Source organism: Mesorhizobium sp. P2_C5_2 (assembly GCF_056404535.1).
Window position 1 is genome coordinate 573164 of the sequence record NZ_JBFUDV010000005.1, and the last position, 23345, is coordinate 596508.

Genomic DNA, 23345 nt, shown 5'->3' on the forward strand with positions numbered 1-23345 from the left:
CCGGATGGCATTTCGGCTGGCTCCAACCTCTGAGACGGAAGGGTTCCGGCTTGAGGCCCATGACAGTATCGGCTCCACCAACACGGTGGCGCTGGACCATGCAAAGGCAGGTGACCCCGGCAAATTGTGGGTCGTTTCCAAAAAGCAGGAAAGCGGGCGCGGCCGGCGTGGCCGTGCCTGGGTGTCCCCCGAAGGCAATCTGGCAGCGACCTTGCTCGTCATCACCGGCGGTGAGCTTCGCCTTGCCGCGACGCTCGGTTTCGTTGCCGGCCTGTCGCTGGCCGATGCGCTCGACGCCGTGGTGCCGAAAGGCAGGATCGCGGTCGGCCTCGATGGCGCCAGCCAGGGACATAACCGTTTCGAGCTGAAATGGCCGAACGATGTGCTGGCCTCCGGCGCCAAGCTGGCCGGCATCCTGCTGGAATCAGCCATTCTCGACGGCGGCCGTTTCGCGGTGGCGGTCGGCATCGGCGTCAATGTGGTGGCGCATCCCACTGATATGCCGTATCCGGCGACATCGTTGCAGGCGCTTGGCGCGACATGCGATGCCGAAACGCTGTTCTTGGCGCTGTCGGATGCGTGGACCGACAATGCCCGGCTGTGGGATGAAGGACGCGGGCTCGACGCCATCAGGCGGCGCTGGCTGGCGCGCGCGGCGGGGCTTGGCGGCGAGGTTGCTGTCAGGATTGACGGGAATGTGGTGCGCGGTACCTTCGAGACCATTGACGCGGACTGCCGTTTCGTGATCCGCGATGATGAGGGGTCGGTCGTGACGGTAGCCGCCGGCGACGTGCATTTCGGCGCGGTCGCGTCGGCAAAAGTTTAGGGGCTGGCCGCAAGGGCCGGGAAGGGAAAATTGATGGCGAAAGCGCAAAACGCCGAACTCGTCTTCGTGCCGCTCGGCGGCGTCGGCGAGATCGGCATGAACTTCGCCCTTTACGGCTACGGGCCGCCCAGCGCGCGCGAATGGATCGTCGTCGATGTCGGCGTGACCTTTCCCGATGCGGCGCATCCGGGCGTCGACCTGATCCTGCCCGACACGCGCTTCATCGAGGAGAACCTCGCCGGCCTGCGCGGCATCATCATCACCCATGCGCATGAAGACCATTACGGCGCGCTGCTCGACACCTGGCCGAAGCTGAAGGCGCCGGTGTGGATGACGCCGTTCAGCGCCGGCCTGCTGGACGCAAAGCGCCAGGGCGAGCAGGGTGCGCCAAAGATCCCGGTGACGATCTACCGGGCAGGCGACAAGTTCACCGTCGGTCCGTTCGAAATCGAGGCCATTCCGGTGGCGCACTCCATTCCCGAGCCGATGTCGCTGGCGATCACATCGCCGGCCGGCACCGTCATCCACACCGGCGACTGGAAGATAGATCCGGAGCCGACGATTGGCCCCAAGACCGACGAGGCGCGTTTCCGCGCCTATGGCGACAAGGGCGTGCTGGCGCTGGTCTGCGATTCGACCAATGCGCTGCGCGAAGGCGAATCGCCGTCGGAAGTGGCGGTGGGCGAGGGCCTGAGGGGGGTCATCCAGAGCGCCGTCGGCCGCGTCGCCGTCACCACCTTCTCTTCCAATGTCGGGCGCATCGTCTCGATCGCCAGGGCGGCGCGCGATGCCGGCCGGCAGTGCCTGGTGCTCGGCCGCTCGCTGAAGCGGGTCATCGATGTTGCCGGTGAACTCGGCTACATGGGCGGGCTGCCGGAATTCATCGCCGAGGAGGATTTCGGCTTCATACCGCGCGAGAATCTGGTCATCATCTGCACCGGCAGCCAGGGCGAAGCGCTGGCGGCGTTGGCAAAACTGTCACGCGACGAGATGAAGTCGGTGTCGCTGACGGCCGGCGACACGGTGGTGTTTTCCTCGCGCACCATTCCCGGCAACGAGAAGGCGATCCTCGAGATCAAGAACCGCCTCATCGATCTAGGCATCAAGATCATCGAGGACGGCGACGCGCTGGTGCATGTCTCCGGCCATCCGCGCCGCAGCGAATTGCGCAGGATGTATGAGTGGGTGCGGCCGCAGATCGGCGTTCCCGTGCATGGCGAGGCCGCGCATCTGGTGGCGCAGGGGTCGCTGATGTCGACCTCCGGCATCGGCCAGGTGGCGCAGGTGCGTGATGGCGACATGCTGCGGCTGGCGCCCGGTCCGGCCACGATCATCGACCAGGTGCCGTTCGGCCGCATCTACAAGGATGGCCGCCTGATCGGCACCGACCAGGCGATGGGCATACGCGACCGGCGCAAGCTGTCCTTTGCCGGCCATGTCGCGGTCAATGTCGTGCTCGACGACAAATATGAGCTCGCCGGCGATCCTGATCTGGTCGCCATCGGCGTCGCCGAGGCGGATGCCCGTGGCGAGAACATGGAAGACCTGATGCTCGACGCGGCGGTTGGTGCGGTGGATTCGATCCCGCGCCAGCGCCGCAAGGACCTCGACCTGGTGCAGGAAGCGGTGCGTCGCGCGGTGCGGGGTGCGGCCAACGAAGCCTGGGGCAAGAAGCCGCTGGTGACAGTGTTCGTCACGAGATAGGGCGAAGCCAAGCGCTGGAATTCAGCTGGTGGCGGGAAGCCAGCGAAACGTCCCGTCCACCTGCTCGATGTGGCCGAGACCCGGAAACGGCATGTGATAGCCGGCGACGAGCAGCCGGTGTTCGGCGACCATTTTCAGCAGGCGCTTGCGGGTCTCGACGGCCTGCTCCTTCTCGTCGTCGAGATCGGCACGCCATTCGGGGCGCTGGATCGACACGACAGAGTGCAGGAAAGCATCCGACCAGACGAGCAATTGCTGTCCGTCGCTTTCGACGTGGAATGCCAGCAGCCCCGGAGAATGGCCTGCTGCGTCGATGGCGGTGATGCCCGGCACGATTTCGTCTCCGGGCGATACGAATGTCGCGCGGTCGGCAAGGCCGGCGCAGACACGCCGAAACAGGTCGCGGTTGTTCAGCCTGGCTTCGCGCACCGTATCCGCCTCGGTCCAGAAGACGAATTCGGCCGCACCGAACACATAGCGCGCCCGGCTGAAGTCGGCTTCGCCATTGTTCACAAGGCCGCCAATGTGGTCGGGGTGCCCATGCGTGATGATCACCACATCGATGTCGGCGGGTTCGAGCCCAAGGTCTTGCAGGCATTGCAGGAGTGCACTGTCCTCGTCGCCGAATCCGGTGTCGAACAGGATTTTTTCCGCGCCGGTGTCGATCAGCGTCGGGATGAAGCAATGCTCGTATCGATCGGGATCGATGACGTTCGAGACGGCGAGTTCCCGCACTGCGCCCGGCGATTGTCCAGGGGCGAAGGCAGCCGCGAGATTGTCGCGGACATCGACGGCGTCGAGCAGGGCCGCAACCTTGAATGAGCCAAGATCGAAGCTGAAAACGCGGGAGCGGATATCGGACATGGCCGTTTGTACTTCGCTGATATCGATTGGAACAAGTCGGGGGTTCACCCAAGTGCGACCTTGCGCGCCTTGGCAAAGGCTATTGATGTCGGCCGATTTGCCGTAAGACGCCAGACATCGAAGCTGGAGGTTTCATGCTGGGACGCCTGAACCATGTCGCGCTTGCCGTGCCGGATCTGGCCGCGGCGATCGCCGCTTATCGCGATACGCTTGGCGCGAAGGTCACGGCGCCGCAAGCGCTGCCGGAGCATGGCGTGACGGTGGTGTTCGTCGATGTCGGCAACACCAAGATCGAACTGCTGGAGCCGCTGGGCGAGGGCTCGCCGATCGCGGCCTTCCTCGAGAAGAACCCCTCGGGCGGCATGCATCATGTCTGCTATGAGGTCGACGACATCCTTGCCGCGCGCGATCACCTCAAGGCAAGCGGCGCCCGTGTGCTGGGCGACGGCAATCCCAAAACCGGCGCCCACGGCAAGCCGGTGCTGTTCCTGCACCCCAAGGATTTCTTCGGCACGCTGGTCGAACTGGAGCAGGCATGAGCTGGATTTCGTTTGCCGCGCTGTTCTTCATCACCTGGTGGCTGATGCTGTTCATGGTGCTGCCGTTCAGCGTGCGCACGCAGGATGACGATCACGACGTGACGCTGGGCACCGTTGCCAGCGCCCCGCGCGGACCGCATATGCTGCGCGCCGTGATCCGTACCACCATCGTCACGGCTGTCGTCATGGGCATTTTCTACGGCCTGACGCACGGGCTGGGTTACAGCCTCGACGAAGTCCCGCACATCATTCCCGAAGCCAGCCAGGCACCGGCTAATTAAAGCACTTTCCTGCCGAAAAAATCGGGCGGGCAGCATGCGGCTTTTTGTGCCTATTTTCGGAGCATCGGACTCCAGTTTCGGTGCCTCGGGCCAAGGTTAGCAACTCCGCGCGCAAGCATAGCCAATCCTGATAGAATCGCGACCAGATCACGCCGGTGCAAGCTCATGTGATTTGGGAACAGTTTGATCTAACCAGATGATTGGGCAAAAAAAATGCAAGGCACAAGGCCTTGCAATTTAAACGCGTTCCGATCTGTTTTCCGGTTTCCGGCGGCAGCGGGTAACCGCGCCTAGATCGCATCCTCCCAAGACTTTGACCGCGTAGGAGAGCAGATTTTTCTCTACCCTCTCGGTTATCGGGGCACACTAGCCTAACCCCGATGAAATTGTCACGCATAATTTTGCCCGCAAACGGGCAATCCTGTGCTGCACTGCACAATAGTACGGCAGGCTTTGCTTGCGAAACGAACAACAGCGGGGTTGCCGCATTATTGTGGCCAGGTGTGCTGCGTCGCTCGGACGCGTAAAGCGTGTGTCAGCACTTCGCGGCCAGGCGGAGCACTTTGCGCCCAAGGATTATCGTTTTCGGTTCGAAGGTCTTTGGAAGAAGAATCGATTTTTTGCGATTTCGGGCCGATGCGGCCGGTCGGGTTTCCATTCCGTCACGAAATAGCTATGAAGCCGGGGCAAGCAAGCCAGCCGCGCCGATTCCGGCGCAGCCTCCTCTCTCACGGACCTGTCCATGCGTTTGTCGCAGTTTTTCCTGCCCATCCTGAAAGAAAATCCGCGCGAGGCCGAGATCGTCTCGCACCGGCTGATGCTGCGTGCCGGCATGATCCGCCAGCAGGGGCAGGGCAGCTTTTCCTGGCTGCCGCTGGGCAAGCTGGTGCTGGACAAGGTCTGCCGCATCATCCGCGAGGAGCAGAACCGCGCCGGCGCGTTGGAAATCCTGATGCCGACCATTCAGTCGGCCGATCTGTGGCGCGAAAGCGGCCGCTATGACGATTACGGCAAGGAGATGCTGCGCATCAAGGACCGGCAGGACCGCGACATGCTCTACGGACCGACCAATGAGGAAGTGGTCACCGAGATCGTGCGGGCCTACGTCAAGTCCTACAAGGATTTGCCGCTCAACCTCTACCACATCCAGTGGAAGTTCCGCGACGAGGTGCGGCCGCGCTTCGGCGTCATGCGCTCACGCGAATTCCTGATGAAGGACGCCTATTCGTTCGACCTCGATTTCGAGGGCGCCAAGGCGGCCTATAACAGGATGTTCGTCTCCTATCTCAGGACCTTCACGCGCATGGGGTTGCAGGCCATTCCGATGCGGGCCGACACCGGGCCGATCGGCGGCGACCTCAGCCACGAATTCATCATCCTGGCCGACACCGGCGAAAGCCAGGTCTATTGCAATCGCGAGTATCTGTCGCTTCAGGTGCCCGGCGAAAACACCGACTTCGCCAATGACGGCGAGATCGCCGACATCGTCAAGACCTGGACGACACCTTACGCCGCCACCGACGAGATGCATGACGAGGCGGCCTGGGACAAGCTCGGCGAAGCGGACCGTGTTTCGGCGCGCGGCATCGAGGTCGGCCACATCTTCCATTTCGGCGATAAATATTCGAAGCCGATGGGCGCCAAGGTGACCGGGCCCGACGGCAAGGATCATTTCGTCTCCGGCGGCTCCTACGGCATCGGTCCTTCGCGCCTTGTGGCGGCGATCATCGAGGCCAGCCATGACGACAACGGCATCATCTGGCCGGAGGCGGTGGCGCCGTTCGACATCGGCCTGATCAACATGAAGGTGGGCGACGCCGACTGCGACCGCGTCTGCAATGAGCTCTATGCCGCCTTCACCGGTGCGGGCAAGGATGTGCTTTACGACGACACCGACCAGAGGCCGGGCGGCAAGTTCGCCACCGCCGACCTGATCGGCCTGCCCTGGCAGGTGATCGTCGGACCGCGCGGCGTCGCTGCCGGCGAGATCGAGATCAAGAACCGCCGGACTGGCGAGCGCGAGACGCTGCCGGTGGCGGAGGCCAGGAAACGCTTCGGTGCAACCGCATGAGCCAAGCCGCGGCAGCGAAGCCTTCGGTCGCCAAGTCTCCGGTCGGCAAGTCGCCGGCCGCCAAATCTCCGGTCGCAGGCCCGTTTTCCATGTTCGAGCGCATGGTCGCCTGGCGCTATTTGCGCTCACGCCGCAAGGAGACCGTGATCTCGGTCATCGCCTCGATCTCCTTCCTCGGCATCATGCTTGGCGTCGCGACGCTGATCGTCGTCATGGCGGTGATGAACGGGTTCCGGGCCGAGCTTCTGACCCGCATCCTCGGCGTCAACGGTCATCTGATCGTGCAGCCGCTGGATTCGCCGCTTGAGGACTATGCGCAGGTTGCCGCCCGCATCAACGGCGTGGCCGGCGTCAAATACGCGATACCACTGATCGACGGCCAGGTGCTGGCGCAAGGCAATGTCGGCGGCGGCATGGGCGCGCTGGTGCGCGGCATACGCGCCGAGGACCTCGGCAAGATCGCCATCGTCGCCCAAAACGTCAAGCAGGGCACGCTTGACGGCTTCGATTCCGGCGAAGGCGTCGCCATCGGCAAGCGCATGGCGGAGAATCTCGGCCTCGTGCTCGGCGACACCATCACGCTGATCTCGCCCGACGGCGATGTGACGCCGATGGGCACGACGCCGCGGCTGAAGGGCTACAAGGTGGCGGCGATCTTCGAGGTCGGCATGTCGGAGTATGACAGCTCCATCGTCTACATGCCGTTTTCGGAAGCCCAGCTCTATTTCAACATGGACGGCAGGGCGCAGACGATCGAGATCTATGTCGACAATCCCGATAATGTCGATGCGCTGAAACCACTGGTCGACGCGGCGGCGCAACGGCCGATCGACATGGTCGATTGGCGCCAGCGCAACGAGACGTTCTTTTCAGCACTGCAGGTCGAGCGCAACGTCATGTTCATGATCCTGACGCTGATCGTGCTGGTGGCGGCGCTCAACATCATCTCCGGCCTGATCATGCTGGTGAAGGACAAGGGCCACGATATCGCCATCCTGCGCACGATGGGCGCCTCGCGGGGCGCCATCCTGCGCATCTTCCTGATGACGGGGGCGGCGATCGGCGTCACCGGCACGCTCGCCGGCGTTCTGCTCGGGGTGCTCATCTGCACCAACATCGAATCCATCCGCCAGTTCTTCTCCTGGATGACCGGCAAGGTGCTGTTCAATCCGGAGCTCTACTTCCTCAGCCAGCTGCCGGCCAAGATGGACCCGCGCGAGACGACTTATGTCATCCTGATGGCGCTCGGCCTGTCCTTCCTGGCAACCGTGTTTCCGGCGTGGCGGGCCGCCCGTCTCGATCCGGTCGAGGCCTTGAGATACGAATGAAGTCCGAGATCATTATCGAGCTGAAGAGCGTCGAGCGGCACTATGTCCAGGGGCCGCGCAAGCTCACCATTCTGAACGGCGCGGATTTTTCACTGAAGCGCGGCGAGATGGTGGCGCTGGTGGCGCCATCGGGCACCGGCAAGTCGACGCTGCTGCACACGGCGGGCCTGCTTGAGCGTCCCGACGCCGGCGACGTCATTTTGGCCGGCCGGGCCTGCGGACGGCTCTCGGACGACGAGCGTACCGCGATCCGCCGCAACGATGTCGGCTTCGTCTATCAGTTCCATCATTTGCTGCCGGAGTTTTCGGCGCTCGAAAACATCATGATGCCGCAGCTGATCAAGGGGCTGTCGCGCAAGGAAGCGGCGGAGCGCGCGGCGCAGTTGCTCGACTACATGCAGATCGGCAAGCGCGCTTCGCACCGTCCGTCGGAGCTTTCCGGCGGCGAGCAGCAGCGCGTCGCCATTGCTCGTGCCGTCGCCAACGCGCCATTGCTGCTGCTCGCTGACGAGCCAACCGGCAATCTCGACCCCGTCACCGCGTCCTATGTCTTCGAGGCGCTCGGCGCACTGGTCAAGCAGTCGGGCCTCGCGGCGCTGATCGCCACCCACAATCACGAACTGGCCTCGCGCATGGACCGGCGGGTGACGTTGCACGAGGGCAAGGTCGTACCGCTCTAGGGTATGGCGATACTCAGGTGAGGCCGGCCTGCGGATCTTAGCCCTTTTGGGGAGCAAAGATCGCTGAAGTCAGCTCCGCCCCTCATTGCCCTGCCGGGCATTTCTCCCCGTATAGTGACGGGGAGAAAGGGCTGGTCGCAGCCTCGGCGCTATACCTGCAACGCTGGCGATTAGCGAAATCATCGATGACAGCGCCCCTCTCCCCGTCACTATACGGGGAGAGGATGCCGGCAGGCAGGTGAGGGGCAGCGCCGACATTCGCGAACAACTCGCCACCTGAAGCAGTGGATATCTTCTACCGCGCGATCCCGCCCCTTATCATATCAACGCTTTCTTAACCCTGCCCAAACCGGCTGTCAGGATTCGTCGGCATACCGTTTTCCGTTCGTTGACATTCGAACAAAATTAGAACAAAATACGAACATAACAACAACAGGAGAGAGTTATGAGCGATCTTGTTCAGGACGTCGTTTCGTTGGTGTGCATGAGTGCGTTTCTCGTTTCCATGGCCGTCTGGATCGGCGCCATGTGATGAAACTGCGGCTCGCCGCAGTGTTTTAGGGCGGGCAGGAGGGCGTTGTGCCGTTAAGCCTTTCTTGCCGCCATGACGCTAGGGTGCTCCACCAAGACAGGGAGCAAACACCCAAGTGTCGCCGATCATCACGGTCCTTCTCGTGGCCGGCAATCTCGGAACTGATTTTCTTGCTGATGACCGCGCCGCTCGGTTTGCGCACGGTGAGGCTCAGCCGTGTGGTGGCCATGGACCGGCAGCGCCTCTGGCAGGCGCTGTGGCCGCTCGGCAGGGATGCCGGCTGGTCAGGCGAGATACTCTCGGCCGAGGCATTGGACGGGCAGGGTACGGCCCGCATCATGCTGTCCTGGGAAGGTCGCGATGGCCAACCGATCGAGCGCAGGTCGCGGTTCGAAGACGTCGTCGAAGGCAGTCGTTTTTCGATGCGCGTCATCGAGGATACCGCGCTTGACGCTTCGTTCTGGAAGGATTTTTACGAGACCACCGAACTTGTCCCCGAAGGCGACAGTACGCGCGTGACGCTCAGCCAGACCGATCGCTATCGCGGCGTCGCCTTCCTGGTGTTCCGATACTTCGCCATGCGCCGCGAGCTCGGCAAGTTACAGCACTGGGCGAGGACGGGGCAGTATCGCAAGGGCGGCTGGTTCGAGCATCCGCTGAGCCAGGTCGGCTTTGCCGTTTTGTCTGCCTTCATCCTGTGGCCGTTCTTCGGGCTCAATCTCGGTGGCTTTGCGCTGGCCGCGATCCTGACCTCGGTGGTCGCCCTGCACGAACTCGGCCATATGGCGGCCTTCCGGCTGACCGGGCATCGCAAGGCGCGGATGATCTTCATCCCGCTGCTCGGCGGCATCGCCATTGGCGGGCGGCCCTATGACAGCCGCTTCGAGGTCGCCTTCGTGGCGCTGATGGGTGCTGGCTTTTCCGCTTTCCTGGTGCCGCTGCTGATCGTCGCCAGCGGGCTCGCCTCCGGTGACGGGCATCGGCTCGCTGCTGCGCTGCTGGCGACGCTTGCCGGCTTTGCCGCTTTGTTCAACATCGCCAATCTGGTGCCGGTTTGGAAGTTCGACGGCGGTCAGGTGCTGCGCCAGATCTGTCCGGGCCCGATCGCGCTGGCGCTGGCCTCCTTCTCTCTGCTGTCAGCCTTGCTGGCGATCGGCTGGCTGGCCGGCTTTTCCCAAAGCTTTCTGCTGGTGGCGGGCGCTGTCTTTGCAATCCTCAGCCTGCTGACCAGGGGCAGCGGGGTAAAACCGCGCCACGAATTGAAGCCGATCCGCACCTTCGACCGCTTCGCCATGGCCGGCGCGCTGCTGGCGGTCTTCGCCATCCACGGCTACGGGCTGTTGTGGGCGTCGGCGCGGTTGCTTTGAGCGTTTAATCGAGGCGAGACTTCAGCCGGCCTTGCGCGCCGGTTCGGCAGAAATGCGCTCGGCTGCGCCAAAAACATCCTCGAAGGCGGATTTCAACGCCAGGTCGAAGTCGGCCATCGTCACCGGCAGGCCGAGATCGACGAGGCTGGTGACGCCGTGATCCGGCACGCCGCACGGCACGATGCCGCTGAAGTGGCTGAGATCCGGCTCGACATTGACGGCTATGCCGTGAAAGCTCACCCAGCGCCGCAACCGGATACCGATGGCGGCGATCTTGTCCTCGGCCGGCGAGCCGTCGGGCAGGGAAGGGCGATCGGGCCGCACCACCCAGACGCCGACGCGGTCCTCACGGCGTTCGCCGCGCACGTTGAAGGCGGCGAGCGTGCCGATGATCCACTGCTCGAGCGCGGCGACGAAAGCGCGCACGTCCTCGCGCCGGCGCTTCAGGTCAAGCATGACATAGGCGACCCGCTGTCCCGGCCCGTGATAGGTGTATTCGCCGCCGCGGCCGGCGGCAAACACCGGGAAACGGTCGGGGTCGATCAAATCCTCGATGCGGGCGCTGGTGCCGGCGGTGTAAAGCGGCGGATGCTCGACCAGCCAGACCATCTCGGCGGCCGCACCCGTGCGGATCGCCTCGGCGCGCGCTTCCATCAGGGCAAGCGCATCGGGATAGGCGGTAAGGCCAGGCTCGATGCGCCACTCGACCGGTGCTGAGCCGGGCAAGGGCAGGAACGACGTGGCGATCTGGCTGCGTTCTGTCATGGCTTTTCGTTTTTCGCGCAATGCACGCCGGCTTCCGAAACCGCCTTACGCTCTCGGGCGGAATGCATTTGCCCTTCATATGGCGGTATCAGGCGCAAACGTCCAGTTCGCCACGCATTTCGGCCTTCCCGACCGTTGTGCCAATTCCCGGCGATTATTGCGCGCCGCGCCCTTGTTTCGCCGGAAACGATTTGCTACACGCCGCGAGCCGGTTCGTTCCGGCTCCTACCACGGGCGGTCGTGGCGGAATTGGTAGACGCGCAGCGTTGAGGTCGCTGTGGGGCAACCCGTGGAAGTTCGAGTCTTCTCGACCGCACCAAAATTTCCCTAAAACGCGGCTCGCGTTTCCAGGTCCCCTGTTGAAGCGGCTTTAGCCAATGGCCTGACTGTGCCGAGGACTTCCAGCGGATTCCTCCGTTGGCTGTGAGCGTGATCGTTCTATCAGCTACACCGATTGGCTTTACCCAAAGCCTCATGCAAAATACCGGTATGACCGACACGCCGCCGCCAGGATACAACATGCGCGACCTGATGGCAGCGGTCGGCGAGGTGCTTTTGTTTTGGGGCTTTCTCGAAACGGCGATGCGTGAGTACCTTGCTCTGATCGACCCGGTTGAGGCCATCCTACCCACGAAAGCCCCTGTGCTCAGCCAATGGCGTAAGGCGAAAGCTGATCGCCGCGATGCGCGATTTGTCCAACTGTTCGCCGATATCGAGGAAGTGGCAGAGCTTCGGAATTGTCTGGCACATGGCCTTTCGTCAGCGTCGGCAGATCCACGGAGCCGCGACGAAGCGGCCGTGATCTGCATCACGCGGGCGGAAGCCGTCGCACCGTCACAATTAATGAAATGCAGGAAGCAAGGGACCGCCTCCATAGGGTGACCAACCGCGTTCGCGATCTGCCCATCTGAACCACCTCACTTCCCGATTTCGGGGATACAGTTTTGATGGGGCAAGATGTGCCTCATCGTCTGCGTTGCTTCACGCCGCCGACAGCTCCGGGAACGAGCTCATGCAGAAGTCATTTTTCTCCGACCCACCGAACTTTGAAACACTTTTTCTATGGAATTTGTAGAATTACGTTTTGAATGTGATCTCGGTACTCCTCGCCAAGCCTTGGCGGCGTTCGTCTCCTGAGTTGCGAGCAGCGCTTTCGTAATCAAGCAAGACAGCCCCTTGTGAAGGGGGGGCTCCGCCGATCGCTGTGCGGCCGGTAACGGCGGAGCGTTGCCAGCAGCCCGCGGTTCCAGAGGATAGAGGTTTTCCCATGCCCAAACTTGCACCCGTAGAGCAGACCATCCCGGAAGCCGATATTGTCCCGCTTACGGGACGTGTCGGCGCAGAGATCAGGAACATACGGCTTTCCGGCGACCTGCCACAGCAGACCGTGGCGGCGATCAACCAGATCCTTCTGCGGCACAAGGTGGTGTTTTTCCGCGACCAGGCGCATCTCGACGATGTCGAGCAGGAGCGCTTCGCGCATCGTCTCGGCGACCTCGTGCCGCATCCGACCCAGGGGCCCGTCAAGGGAACGGCGTCCATTCTCGAACTCGATTCAAGCCGTGGCGGCGGTGGTGCCGACCAATGGCATACGGACGTCACTTTCGTGGACGCCTATCCGAAATTCTCTGTTCTTCGCGGCGTCGTCATACCGCCGGCCGGCGGCGACACCATCTGGTCGAACACCGCCGCGGCCTACCAGGACCTGCCCGAGCCATTGAAGCTGCTCGCGGACAGTCTCTGGGCGGTGCACAGCAACGTCTACGACTATGCGGCGGTGAGGCCGCGTGCGAGCGCTGCGGAAAGGAAGCACTTCGAGGAGGTCTTCACCTCGACGATCTACGAGACCGAGCATCCCGTTGTCCGCGTCCATCCCGAAACAGGCGAACGCTCGCTGCTGCTCGGCAATTTCGTGCAAAGGCTGATCGGTCTTTCCAAAAGCGATTCAGCGCGGCTCTACGAGGTGTTCCAGTCCTATGTCACGGCGCCGGAGAACACCGTCCGGTGGCGCTGGAAAGCCGGCGATGTGGCGATCTGGGACAACCGGGCCACGCAGCATTACGCAGTCAACGACTATGGCGATCAGCACCGGGTCGTCCGTCGCGCCACGGTCGACGGCGACGTTCCGGTCAGTGTCGACGGTCGCCGCAGCGCCACCCGCACCAAGGTCGCGAAGCCCGCGACCGACAAGGCCGCCTGAGGTCAGAGTCGCCTGAGGCGTGGTCAAACGCGAGGGCCGCTGTGCAGGCGGCCTTCTTCATCCGCGACAGCGTATCGGCCACCACTAAAAGGACTAAAAGTTCATTTCAACCCGAACTGCGCCTTGGAAACCATCGCATTGTTCTGGAACATAGCGTTCATGTTGCCGCCGAAGCCGTTGCCTTCCCACATGTACATAGTTGTCTTGTAACCGGCCATGTCGCTGCTGCTCAGCTCTTCGCCTTCACATCCAAGAATGTTGACGGCCTGCTGGTAGCTGATCCCGTCGCTAAGGGCCGCGTACTGGGCCTTCGTAACAGTACAGCCGGACGCGGACGCTGGCGAAGCGGCGGCGATAAACAATGCCGATAAAAGAAACTGTCTCATCGACCATCCTCCGTGATCAGTATTTTCTTCCCTCTGGTCAGCAGTGTGAACAAACCGAGGATGATGTCACCGGCCACCCAGAAGAAGACCAGCATGCCTGTTCCTATGGCAGCTCCGATCGCGCCGCCTGCCTTCTCGGCTTGGCTGGCGGATTGATCAATCATGCCGCCGATCTTTGACCAATAGGCGAAGAGCCAAAGCACCATGAGAACGTTGAAGATGATGAACAGCCATTTGAAGACATGGCCGAAGAATCCGCGTTTGCGGATTTCGCGTTGAACTATTGGCATAGCAGTTCCCCCCTGCGCCTCCACACTTTATGAAAGCATAGGACTGGTCTGCTGTCCAATGGCGCACTTCAGCTATAGTTGCCGCGAGGGCGAATTCGCCACAGCGCGAGAGGTGTGCCGACATCGCGGCGGATAGTCACCGATCTCCGGCGTGTCGATGTTGGCAATGCGAAACAATCGCGAACCGCGCGAGTCCACCTCCGCAGCTCCGTACGGCGGGCGTACCAACCGCCATTCGCCACATCGGCGTCGCAAATGGCGTGACCGACAGTGCCGCGCTTACCTATAGTGCCCAGGACAATTTCATCCAGGGGCATCGCGTATGTTGGGTCATGTTCGTGCGGTGGTCGTCGGTGGCGGCTGTGTCGGCGCAGGTATTCTTTACGGCTTGGCGAAGCGCGGCTGGAGCGATGTCGCGCTGCTCGAACGGACGCAGCTCACTGCCGGTTCGACATGGCATGCGGCCGGGCTGATACCCTCCTATGCCCGCAGTCTCAACGTCGGCCGGATGATCGCCAAATCCATTGAGATCTATGAGGGCCTCGAAGCCGAAACCGGCCAGAAGGTCGGCTGGCACAAATGCGGCCAGCTGCGCATTGCCAACACGCGCGATAGGCTCGACGAATACCGCAGCTATATCGACGTCGCCGAGGTTCAGGGCATACGGGCGCGGATCGTATCGCCCGACGAGGCGCGAGAAATCTGGCCGCTGCTCAACAACAGCGGCATGCTCGGCGCGCTCTATCATCCCGATGACGGCCACATCGCGCCCGCTGACGTGACCCAGGCCATGGCCAAGGGTGCACGCGACCTCGGCGCGAAGATCCATCTTGGCACCGAAGTGACGGGGTTCGAGCGGATGCCGGGCGGCGAATGGAAGGTCAGAACCTCCCGCGGCGACATGATCTGCGAACACGTAATCCTCGCCACCGGCAATTATGCACGCCAAACCGGCGCCATGCTGGGCCTCGACATTCCGGCAATTCCGATCGTGCATCAGTACTGGATCACCGACGCGGTGCCCGAAGTCGTGGAGCGCAAGCGGCAGGGCCTTCCGGAAATGCCGATCCTGAGGGACGAGGGTTACGAGGGCTATTTGCGTGAGGAAGGGGACGGGCTGCTGTTCGGCCCCTACGAGCGCACCGAACAGCTCAAGCTGTTCGCCGAAAACGGCGTGCCGGAATGGTTCGGCGCCGACCTGCTCGATGAGGATTTCGACGCCGTCTCCTGGAATTGGGAACGGGCGAGCGAACTCGTGCCCGCGCTCGGGCGCGCCGGCATCAAGCGAAATGTACGCGGACCGTTCCAGATGACGGCCGATGAGCTGCCGTTGATGGGGCCGGCCTGGGGGCTCCAGAATGTCTGGCTCGCAGAAGGCGTTCCGGGCGGCATCCTGTGGGGCGGAGCGATCGGCCATTACCTTTCCGAACGGATTGTCGAAGGCGGCAACAGCATCGACACGGCGGAGCTGGATCCGCGGCGCTTTGGCGACCATGCCAACAAGAAGTGGACCCGGGAGAAGGTGCGGGAAGCCTGGGGCACCCATGCGACGCAGCATTATCCGGGCCAGGACATGCCGGCGGCACGTCCGCAGAAAACAGCTCCGTCCTACGACCGCCTGGGTCAGCTCGGTGCTGTGTGGGATGTGCTGAACGGCTGGGAAATGCCAAGCTGGTTCGCACCTTCGGGCGTCGAGGCCCGCAATTCGTACAGCTGGCGCTGGACCGCCAAGGGCACCTATGTCGGCGAGGAGGTCCAGGCTGTCCGGCAGGCCGTCGGCCTGGTCGAGATGACGCCGATGACGAAGTTCGAGGTCAGCGGCCCGGGTGCCGAGCGCTGGCTCGACGGGATCCTCGCCAATCGCCTGCCGCGCCTCGGTCGCATCGCGCTCGCCCACCATCTCACGCCGGCCGGTGGTGTGCAGGCAGAGTATGTGGTGGCGCGGCTACGGAACGACCTGTTCTACCTCGTCTCGACGCCGCGCGCCGAACGCTGGAACTACGACGACCTGAACCGGCTGCTGCCGAAGGACGGCAGCGTGCAGCTGCGCAATGTCACCAACGATCGCGGCAGTTTCACCGTGGTCGGGCCCAAGGCGCGCGACGTTCTGCAGCCGCTGACGGAGATCGATCTGTCGAACGAGGCTTTCCCCTGGTTCAGCGTGCAGTCGGCGACCGTCGCCCTGGCCAGCGACGTGCGGCTGATGCGGGTCAACTATTCGGGCGAGCTCGGCTGGGAGCTCTATCATCCGCTCTGCTATCAACGGCATTTGCTGGATGCGCTTCTGGCATCAGGTGAGGCGCACGGGCTGAGGCTGGTCGGGTTGCAGGCGCTGGAATCGCTGCGCCTCGACAAGTCTTTCCGCGCCATGTACCGCGACATGAACCTCGAACTGTCGGCCTGGGAGAGCGGTCTCGACCGCTTTGTGAGGCTCGACAAGGGAGACTTCATCGGCAGCACCTCCCTGGCTGCGCAGCAGAAGCAGGGAACGGCGCGCCGGATCGTGACGCTGTCCATCGACACGGATGGGGCGAGCGCCTTTGCCTATGAGGGCGTCTATCGCGACAGCAGCCTTGTCGGCCGCGTCACATCGGCGGGTTATTCCTACACGTTTGGTCATGACATAGCATTGGCGCTGCTGCCGCTGGAGCTTGGGACGCCCGGGACAGTGCTGGAGGTTTCAATTCTCGGCGAGCGGCGCCCGGCACGGGTGATCGCCGACTCTCCCTATGATCCGGAAGGCGCGCGCGGGCGCATGTAAAGGACCTGGAGCACAGTCGTTCAGTCCGCCTGCATCTCACCCCGGCCCGGCAATCGTTGTTCAAAACTCGCCCGATCACGCACTTGGTTTCGCTTCCAGCGAATTTGCCCGTCCACCGGTGGTGAGCGCGCGCTGACGTTCAGCCGGTTCGCGGCCTTATGTTTTGGTTGAGTCGGAATAGGTTTTCGGGATCGTACTTGGACTTGAGATCCACGAGCCGCTGATAGTTGGCTTCTCCGTGCGAAGTCCGCGCCATCGCCTCGCCCTCTTCACCTTGTCCGGGAAAGTTCAGGTACACCCGGTCCCCCGAGAAGGGCCGCATCTCGCTCCAAAAATTGCGAGTCCAGGCGATCGCCGGCTCCGTACTCTCCCGCTCCGTCCAAGACGTGTCGATGCTGAGCAAATACGGAGAATCGCGCGCGCCCAGCGCGGTGTCGTGAGGACGGACACGCGCCATGGCGCCGCCCAAATGCGATATATCGATAAGCGACCAAGGCGAGGGCCGTTTCTGGCCGCGCGCAACGATGCGCTGGATCGCCTCGTCGTCGAGCCTGTCAAGGTAGAGCGATTTCCAGTAGTTCAGGCGCTCGCCCTTGAGGAAGAATGGATCGAAGGCGCTCTGCACGGCGACGTAGGGCAAATCACCGCTCAAATCGATCAATGGCTTGCCGAGCTCACGCAGGGGTTGGATATAAGCAGCGCCTTTCTCGAGGTCGCCTGCGTAAACACCAGTCGGAATGACGACTGCCCGCCCGTGTAACTCGACGGGGTAAGGCGCCGCCGACGGTATGTTCCAGATCGTTATGATGGAGCTGAATTCGTCGGGAGCGTCTGCAACGAAATCGCGCCATTGACGAATGACGTGAACGCCATCGTCCAACGCGTAGAAGGGCGCGCATAGCGTCACCATGGGGCCGACCGGATACAGTTCGTATTCGAAGGAGGTGACGATGCCGAAATTTCCCCCACCGCCGCGCAACGCCCAGAACAGGTCGCTATTCTGATTGGCGCTAGCCGTGAGGAGCGCGCCATCTGCCGTGACGACATCGGCGGAGACGAGGGCATCGCAACTGAGTCCGTGCTTGCGGCGCAGCCAGCCGAGGCCGCCGCATAGGGTGAGTCCAGCAATCCCGGTCTGTGATACTATGCCGAGCGGAGTCGCCAAGCCGAAAGCCTGCGTCTCGCGATCGACATCGCCCAGCGTTGCACCACCGCCCGCCCATGCCCTGCGGGCCGTTGGATCGACGCGCACGGTGTTCATGCGCGAAAGATCGATGACCATTCCGTTGTCGCAGGTCGCGTTTCCGGCCACGTTATGTCCACCACCACGCACGGCCATAAGCATTCCGTGCTCGCGGCCAAACTTGACCGCATCAATCACGTCGGCCGCGCCGACGCATTGGACAATCAGGGCGGGGCGCTTGTCGACAAGTCCGTTCCAGATTCGGCGCGCCTCATCGTAACCGGGGTTCGATGCGGTAAGGCAGGAACCGCGTAGGCTCGACGAAAAGGCGGCGAGCATTTCCGGATCCAGGCCAGTGCTGTTTGCAGCGTTCCCGTCAATCGTTAGCAGGGACATAATCGCCTCCATCTCCGGATTTCGCGTGGCTGTCGGTTAAGGCGAGGGACAAGGCTTCTGAACCGAAAGCACCTTGCGCGCTATTTCCTCGGCGCACTGTGTCAGCGGCCAGGCGGGCCGCCTAGTGGACCCATGGTACACCTCGGTGGCGGCGAGCTTCGTTTAGGTGAAGGGCGGCGACCGCCGCCATCGCACGCGCGCCCGTGGTAGAGTGCCTATGAAGGTGGAGGGTCAATCGATGCAGGACGTTGACGAACGCAGATCTGGCGACACCCGGGAACGCCTGCTTGAAATCGCAGAAGCCGGAGTGCTCGGAAAGGGATTCGCCGCCACATCCATTGAAGAATTGATCGCGGCAGTCGGGATTACGAAGAGCGGATTTTTCTACCATTTCAAGGACAAAGGTGAACTCGCTGAGGCAATGCTCGTCCGATACATCGCGCGAGAAAACGGATTCTTCGATGATCTGTTTTCCCGCGCCGACGAAGTCAGCAACGATCCATTGCAGAGCTTTCTGGCTGCGCTCAAGATATTCGCGGAGATTGTGGCCGATCTGCCGAATGGGCATCCGGGATGTCTCATCGCGTCCTATTGCTACCAGGAGCGTCTGTTCGATAAGGACGTGCGCGACCTCTGGGCGTCCACCTTTGTCGCTTGGCGCGCGCGCTTCCGTGAACGCCTTGATCGGATTGTGTCGGATTATCCCCCGCGCATCGAAATCAGCCTCGATGACTTGGCCGACATGATGTCGGTGATCATTGATGGGGGCATCATTCTTTCGAAGGCGATCAAAGAGAAGCAGGCGCTCGCCCGGCAGATCATGCTCTACCGCGATTTCATCCGCGTAATCTTCTCGGATGCATAGGGATCGTGTTGAGCTGTGAGCAAGATAGCTTCCACGAATGCCGTCAGTGGCGGATCATGTGCTTGCAAGATATTCCCTCCGGCGATCGAGCAGTGCGTGTCGGGGCTCGACATGACTCGCTCGATTCCGAGATTTGATGGGTGGAGCCAGCCATCCGCGGCGCCATCGACCATGTGGAACGGATCTTTCCAAGAGCTACCTTGCCAAAAGCCGACCGTCTGCTGTCGGCCAATTGCAGTCATCAAGCAGCCGATAGGCGCACGCCACCAGCCTCGCAGCTCGCACTTCAGGGTATACCTCGATGTGCCCTAAAGTGCTGCAGCTCCGTCCGCTGCTATCCTGGGAGAACCGTCGGGCCTTCATCCACTGTCAAGTGCTACGGTCACAACGCGGATCGTCGCGTTAAGCTGCGCGAGGCGATCAATGTCTTCGCGCAGGCCCTCAATCTGTTGGGATGTCCCGACGGAGGCGCCGGGATCACGCCGCCTTCTTCATCCGCGGCGTGGTCAATCAGCCTCGGACCATGACGCCAGATGGCGTCGGTAGCTCGGCGAAAACCGGGCCTATCCTGTCCATCCAAGGCCTGAGGAGATGCAGTTGATCGAGACAAGCAGGGCGTCGGTCGACCGCTTTTGATCCGCCGCGCCTGCTCTGACTTCACGCAGCAAATCGACCTGCAGCCGGTGAATGTCGTCCATCTGACGCCGCAGACTGTCGAAACGCCGCTTGAACATCGGAAAGCGCACGGAAAGATCACCCCCGGTGAGGTCGCGGATCAGGCCCCGTGTCAATTCGTACTCCGCGCGAATGCGGGTGTAGATCCGGTGGGATGCATCGCCATCGGACACCAGGCCGGCATAGAGCCGGGCGATCTCCATGTCGGACTGGTAGAGCGTCTTCTCCGCCTCGTCGACGATCAGACGGAAGAAGCGCGAGTGTTCGAACATGCGCCCCAGAAGCTCTCGCCCGGCATCGCCGCGCACCGCGACAAAGGAACTCAGCGCGCTGCCGATGCCATACCAGCCAGTCAGCAGATGACGGTTCTGGCTCCAGGCGAACACCCAGGGGATGGCGCGCAGATCGGCAATGCCGCCGGCGCCGAAACGGCGCTCCGGCCGTGAGCCCATTTTCAGGAGCCCCAGCTCCGCGACCGGGCTCGCCTGGTTGAAATAATCGAGGAAGCCTGGCTCTGCCATCAACCCGGCATAGGAGGCCTGCGACATGCCGGCCAGCGCTTCCAGCGCTTCGTCGAACTCGGGCGTCTGCGTTGTTTCGGCGTCGCCCGGCGATACGGCACTGTGAGCCAGAACGGCGGCGGCGAGGATTTCGAGCTGGTTGAGGCCGGTGCCGCGATTGGCGAATTTCGAAGACACGACCTCGCCCTGTTCCGTCACCCGCATGGCTCCGGCGACCGTACCTGCCGGCTGCGCCGCGATCGCCCGGCCGGTTGGCGCGCCGCCACGGCTGACGGAGCCGCCACGGCCGTGAAAGAAGCTGATCCTGACCTTGTGCTTGCGGCCGACGGCAGCGAGGCGCTTTTGCGCCTTGGCCAGCTCCCAATTGGAGGCCAGGAAGCCGCCATCCTTGTTGGAGTCCGAATAGCCGAGCATGATTTCCTGGCGCGCGCCGAAATCCCGCACCGTGCGCCTCACCAGGGCAATGTCGAGCAATCCGTTCAGGATGCCGGGGGCCGCCTGCAGGTCGGCGATGGTCTCGAACAAGGGTAAGATCCGCAGCCTGATCGTGCCGTCGCCACCGGGCGCGGTCGAAAGCCCGCAATATTGCGCCAGCAGATAGACCGCGAGCAGATCGTCGACCGAGCGGGTCATGCTGAGAACGAAACAGCCCACGGCATCGGCATCGGAGCCGGCGGTCTGGTTCGCGATGACAGAGAATGTCGAAAGCAGTTCCCTTGCCTCGGGCGAAAGCCGATCCGCGTCGATGTCCATCCGCTCGCTTTGGCCAAGGGCTGCGCGGATGCGCGCCGACCATTGCGGCGTGTCTGGTGCAACCGGGTCTGCCAGAGCAAAGATCTCGGCCAGCACTCGATTGACGACAGTGGAGTTTTGCCTGATGTCGAGCGAGACCGTCCGGAAGCCGAAGCTTCCGAGCTGCCAGTGCAGCGGCTGGACGAAACGTCGGGCGACCGCGCGCCCGCCGATCGCTTCGAGGACGAGAGCCAGCCCGCGCAGATCAGCACCAAACGCCTCTGCGGAGGGGTAGGCGGCGGCTGCGCCATCGCGTGTCGCCTCAAGCCGGGCCAACAAGGCCGAGGCGAACTGGCGAAGCGGTTCGTCGGGATTGCGCGCGGCGATGTCGTGCGTCTGTCCGCTTTTATCGAGTGCCTTTTGCAGCAGCGGTGCGAAGCTGGCTGGCAGGTCGACGACGTTCGAACTGGCGCTGAGCACCGTCACCAGCCGCTGCATTTGCGTCAGGTACCAGCCAATGGCGGTGTTGCGGTATTCGGCCAAGGCACGGGCGGTCATGGCGGCGGTCACGTTCGGGTTGCCGTCGCGATCGCCGCCGATCCACGAGGCATAGCGCATGAAGGAAGGGATTCTGACCGGCTCTCTGGGATAGTGACGCTGGAAGGCGTCCTGAAGCTTGCCGTAAAGCTGCGGCGTCGCCTCGAAAATGACTTCGCGGAAGAAATGCAGGCCCCAGGCGATTTCGCGTTCGACCGTCGGGCGCTCCAGCCGCAGCTCGCCCGTCATCCACAGCAGCTCGATCTCGCTTTCAAGATCGGTAACCAGAAGCTCGCGTTCGCGCGGGGCCCAGCGTGGCTGGTCGAGTTCGGTCAGCTTGCGATAGATGCGGCGGTGGATCTCCAGAACCGTGACGCGTTTGGCCTCCGTCGGGTGAGCGGTCATGGTCGGGCCGACGCAAAGTTCATCAAACGCAGCCTGCACTTCGGCCGCCGAGCCCCCGTGCGCCGCCATCTGCGCGATTACGCTGGCGAAGGAGCCCGGCACTTCGTCGACGCCCGCGCCCTGTTCGAGCTCGCGGCGTGCCCGCATGGCAAGCAACTCGTCGGCGATCGCCAGCAACTGGAACCATACGCCGCTAGCCTGCAACGCCGGGATGCGCTGCTCCGGGGCGAGGGAAACAAGTGACCTCCGCCCGCTCAGAACCGAGGCGATCTCGGGCTCGCGCGCGCTCGCGACCTGAAGCAGCAGCCGCAACAGCAGGCTGCGCTCGTCTTCGCGAAACTTGATGGGTTTGCTTTGTTCCAAAACGCTTTCCTCCCGGGCCGAGACTGGCGCCCAGCTTTCAAGCAACCCGGTCGGGGACCGGGCGACCCTCGAAGAAGGCGGTCAGGTTCTCCACCACCTTCATGCCCATCGCCACGCGCGTTTCCTCGGTCGCGCTGCCCAGATGCGGCAACAGCACGACGTTCTCCAACCGCTTCAGCGCCTCCGGAACGGCCGGTTCCTCGGCAAAGACATCAAGGCCGGCGCCTGCGATCTCGCGCCTTTCCAGTGCGCCGATCAGGGCATCCTGGTCGACGACATCGCCGCGCGCTGTGTTGATCAGGAATGCGCCGGGTTTCATCAGACGCAGGCGGCGGTCATCGATGAGATGGCGGTTTTCCGCGCCGCCCGGACAGTGCAGCGACACGAAATCGGATGCCGCGAGCAGCCCTTCCAGCGTCTGCATCTGCACCGCGCCCATGGCGCGCGTCTCCTCATCGTCGACCGGCGAGCGATTGAAGAACACGATCTTCATGCCGAAACCGAAATGCGCGCGCCTGGCGGTTGCCTTGCCGATGCGGCCCATGCCGACAATGCCAAGGGTTTTGCCCGACACCTTCGCGCCGGCCATGTGCGTCGGCGACCAGCCGCGCCATTCTCCGGCCCGTAGCTGGCGCTCGCCTTCACCAGTTCGGCGCGCGACAGCCAATATCAGGCTGAGCGCCAGGTCGGCGGTGCAATCGGTCAGCACGCCTGGCGTGTTGGTCACCACGATGTCGCGGTCGCGGGCGGCCGCGACATCGATATGGCTGAAGCCGACGCCGAAATTGGCGATGATCCGGGTGCGGGTGGAGGATTCCGGAAACACCGCGTCAGGCAAGCGGTCGCTGACCGTTGCCAGGATCGCGTCATAATCCACGAAGGCGGACGTCATTGCAGCCGGGCTCAATGGCGTATCGCTGGTGTTGAACGTCGTGTCGAAGCGTTCGGCGAGGACCGCTTCGACGGGCGCCGGCCATCTGCGAGTAACAATCAAACGCGGTTTCATCTGATATCCTGCCGATCGAGGGGGTGGCGATGCCTGGCGCCAGCCCCAACGTCACATTGCTCTATGCG

General features: G+C 62.9%; 19 protein-coding genes and 1 tRNA gene. 13 read left to right on the forward strand and 7 right to left on the reverse strand.

From position 1 onward, the window contains the following. The first annotated feature begins 4 nt into the window (after positions 1-4). Both AC1D1B_RS21270 and AC1D1B_RS21275 read left to right on the forward strand, forming a co-directional pair. Positions 5-826 (forward strand): biotin--[acetyl-CoA-carboxylase] ligase, encoded by an 822-nt coding sequence (locus AC1D1B_RS21270; protein ID WP_477334384.1) that lies wholly within the window; start codon positions 5-7, stop codon positions 824-826. 33 nt (positions 827-859) lie between these two features. Further along, a complete protein-coding gene (locus tag AC1D1B_RS21275; RefSeq protein ID WP_477334385.1) occupies positions 860-2530 on the forward strand; it encodes a ribonuclease J in 1671 nt (556 codons plus the stop codon). Positions 2531-2551: 21 nt separating this feature from the next. Here the strand turns inward: AC1D1B_RS21275 and AC1D1B_RS21280 are convergent, their stop codons facing one another. Beyond that, a complete protein-coding gene (locus AC1D1B_RS21280; protein ID WP_477334386.1) occupies positions 2552-3394 on the reverse strand; it encodes an MBL fold metallo-hydrolase in 843 nt (280 codons plus the stop codon). Between the two features lie 134 nt (positions 3395-3528). Between AC1D1B_RS21280 and mce the strand changes: the two genes are divergently transcribed. The 6 genes from mce to AC1D1B_RS21310 all read left to right on the forward strand — a co-directional run bounded on the left by mce (position 3529) and on the right by AC1D1B_RS21310 (position 10192). Then, positions 3529-3933, forward strand: a complete 405-nt coding sequence (gene mce / locus AC1D1B_RS21285; RefSeq protein ID WP_477334387.1) for a methylmalonyl-CoA epimerase — start codon at positions 3529-3531, stop codon at positions 3931-3933. Beyond that, on the forward strand, positions 3930-4214 hold the full coding sequence (locus tag AC1D1B_RS21290) for a DUF1467 family protein (protein ID WP_477231404.1): 285 nt from the start codon (positions 3930-3932) through the stop codon (positions 4212-4214). The genes mce and AC1D1B_RS21290 overlap by 4 nt, the downstream gene beginning before the upstream one ends. Positions 4215-4956: 742 nt before the next feature. After that, positions 4957-6285, forward strand: coding sequence for a proline--tRNA ligase (gene proS / locus AC1D1B_RS21295; RefSeq protein WP_477334388.1), 1329 nt, complete (start codon positions 4957-4959; stop codon positions 6283-6285). Further along, positions 6282-7613 (forward strand): lipoprotein-releasing ABC transporter permease subunit, encoded by a 1332-nt coding sequence (locus AC1D1B_RS21300; RefSeq protein WP_477334389.1) that lies wholly within the window; start codon positions 6282-6284, stop codon positions 7611-7613. The genes proS and AC1D1B_RS21300 overlap by 4 nt, the downstream gene beginning before the upstream one ends. Then, the gene (locus AC1D1B_RS21305) at positions 7610-8293 is read left to right on the forward strand and encodes an ABC transporter ATP-binding protein (RefSeq protein WP_112394723.1); all 684 of its coding nucleotides are present in this window, start codon (positions 7610-7612) and stop codon (positions 8291-8293) included. The genes AC1D1B_RS21300 and AC1D1B_RS21305 overlap by 4 nt, the downstream gene beginning before the upstream one ends. Positions 8294-9001: 708 nt before the next feature. Then, complete coding sequence (locus AC1D1B_RS21310; protein ID WP_477334390.1) at positions 9002-10192, forward strand: site-2 protease family protein; 1191 nt, start codon at positions 9002-9004, stop codon at positions 10190-10192. 21 nt (positions 10193-10213) lie between these two features. Here AC1D1B_RS21310 and lipB read toward each other — a convergent pair whose 3' ends face one another. Further along, complete coding sequence (gene lipB, locus AC1D1B_RS21315; RefSeq protein ID WP_477334391.1) at positions 10214-10957, reverse strand: lipoyl(octanoyl) transferase LipB; 744 nt, start codon at positions 10955-10957, stop codon at positions 10214-10216. Positions 10958-11191: 234 nt separating this feature from the next. On the opposite strand from lipB, the gene AC1D1B_RS21320 reads away from it, so the two are divergent. The 3 genes from AC1D1B_RS21320 (at position 11192) to AC1D1B_RS21330 (ending at position 13157) form a co-directional block, all read left to right on the forward strand. Continuing rightward, positions 11192-11276, forward strand: a tRNA-Leu gene (locus AC1D1B_RS21320). Between the two features lie 98 nt (positions 11277-11374). Then, positions 11375-11839 carry a hypothetical protein gene (locus AC1D1B_RS21325; RefSeq protein ID WP_477334392.1) on the forward strand — a complete coding sequence of 155 codons (465 nt, stop codon included), beginning with the start codon at positions 11375-11377 and terminating at the stop codon, positions 11837-11839. A 385-nt stretch (positions 11840-12224) separates the two neighbouring features. Further along, the gene (locus AC1D1B_RS21330; RefSeq protein WP_477334393.1) at positions 12225-13157 is read left to right on the forward strand and encodes a TauD/TfdA dioxygenase family protein; all 933 of its coding nucleotides are present in this window, start codon (positions 12225-12227) and stop codon (positions 13155-13157) included. A 101-nt stretch (positions 13158-13258) separates the two neighbouring features. Here AC1D1B_RS21330 and AC1D1B_RS21335 read toward each other — a convergent pair whose 3' ends face one another. Together AC1D1B_RS21335 and AC1D1B_RS21340 are read right to left on the reverse strand one after the other, a co-directional pair. Continuing rightward, positions 13259-13543, reverse strand: coding sequence for a hypothetical protein (locus tag AC1D1B_RS21335; protein ID WP_477334394.1), 285 nt, complete (start codon positions 13541-13543; stop codon positions 13259-13261). Continuing rightward, positions 13540-13857 (reverse strand): hypothetical protein, encoded by a 318-nt coding sequence (locus tag AC1D1B_RS21340; protein WP_477334395.1) that lies wholly within the window; start codon positions 13855-13857, stop codon positions 13540-13542. The genes AC1D1B_RS21335 and AC1D1B_RS21340 overlap by 4 nt, the downstream gene beginning before the upstream one ends. Positions 13858-14155: 298 nt before the next feature. Here AC1D1B_RS21340 and AC1D1B_RS21345 point away from each other — a divergent pair, with 298 nt between their 5' ends. Continuing rightward, entirely contained in the window at positions 14156-16594 is a 2439-nt protein-coding gene (locus AC1D1B_RS21345; RefSeq protein WP_477334396.1) for a GcvT family protein, read from the forward strand. Between the two features lie 139 nt (positions 16595-16733). On the opposite strand, the gene AC1D1B_RS21350 is transcribed toward AC1D1B_RS21345, so the two are convergent. Further along, positions 16734-18173 (reverse strand): FAD-binding oxidoreductase, encoded by a 1440-nt coding sequence (locus tag AC1D1B_RS21350; protein WP_477334397.1) that lies wholly within the window; start codon positions 18171-18173, stop codon positions 16734-16736. Between the two features lie 238 nt (positions 18174-18411). Between AC1D1B_RS21350 and AC1D1B_RS21355 the strand changes: the two genes are divergently transcribed. Beyond that, on the forward strand, positions 18412-19038 hold the full coding sequence (locus tag AC1D1B_RS21355; protein WP_477334398.1) for a TetR/AcrR family transcriptional regulator: 627 nt from the start codon (positions 18412-18414) through the stop codon (positions 19036-19038). A gap of 563 nt (positions 19039-19601) precedes the next feature. Here AC1D1B_RS21355 and AC1D1B_RS21360 read toward each other — a convergent pair. Beyond that, positions 19602-22271 carry a phosphoenolpyruvate carboxylase gene (locus AC1D1B_RS21360; protein ID WP_477334399.1) on the reverse strand — a complete coding sequence of 890 codons (2670 nt, stop codon included), beginning with the start codon at positions 22269-22271 and terminating at the stop codon, positions 19602-19604. A gap of 37 nt (positions 22272-22308) precedes the next feature. After that, positions 22309-23277 carry a 2-hydroxyacid dehydrogenase gene (locus AC1D1B_RS21365; RefSeq protein WP_477334400.1) on the reverse strand — a complete coding sequence of 323 codons (969 nt, stop codon included), beginning with the start codon at positions 23275-23277 and terminating at the stop codon, positions 22309-22311. Positions 23278-23345 lie beyond the last annotated feature (68 nt).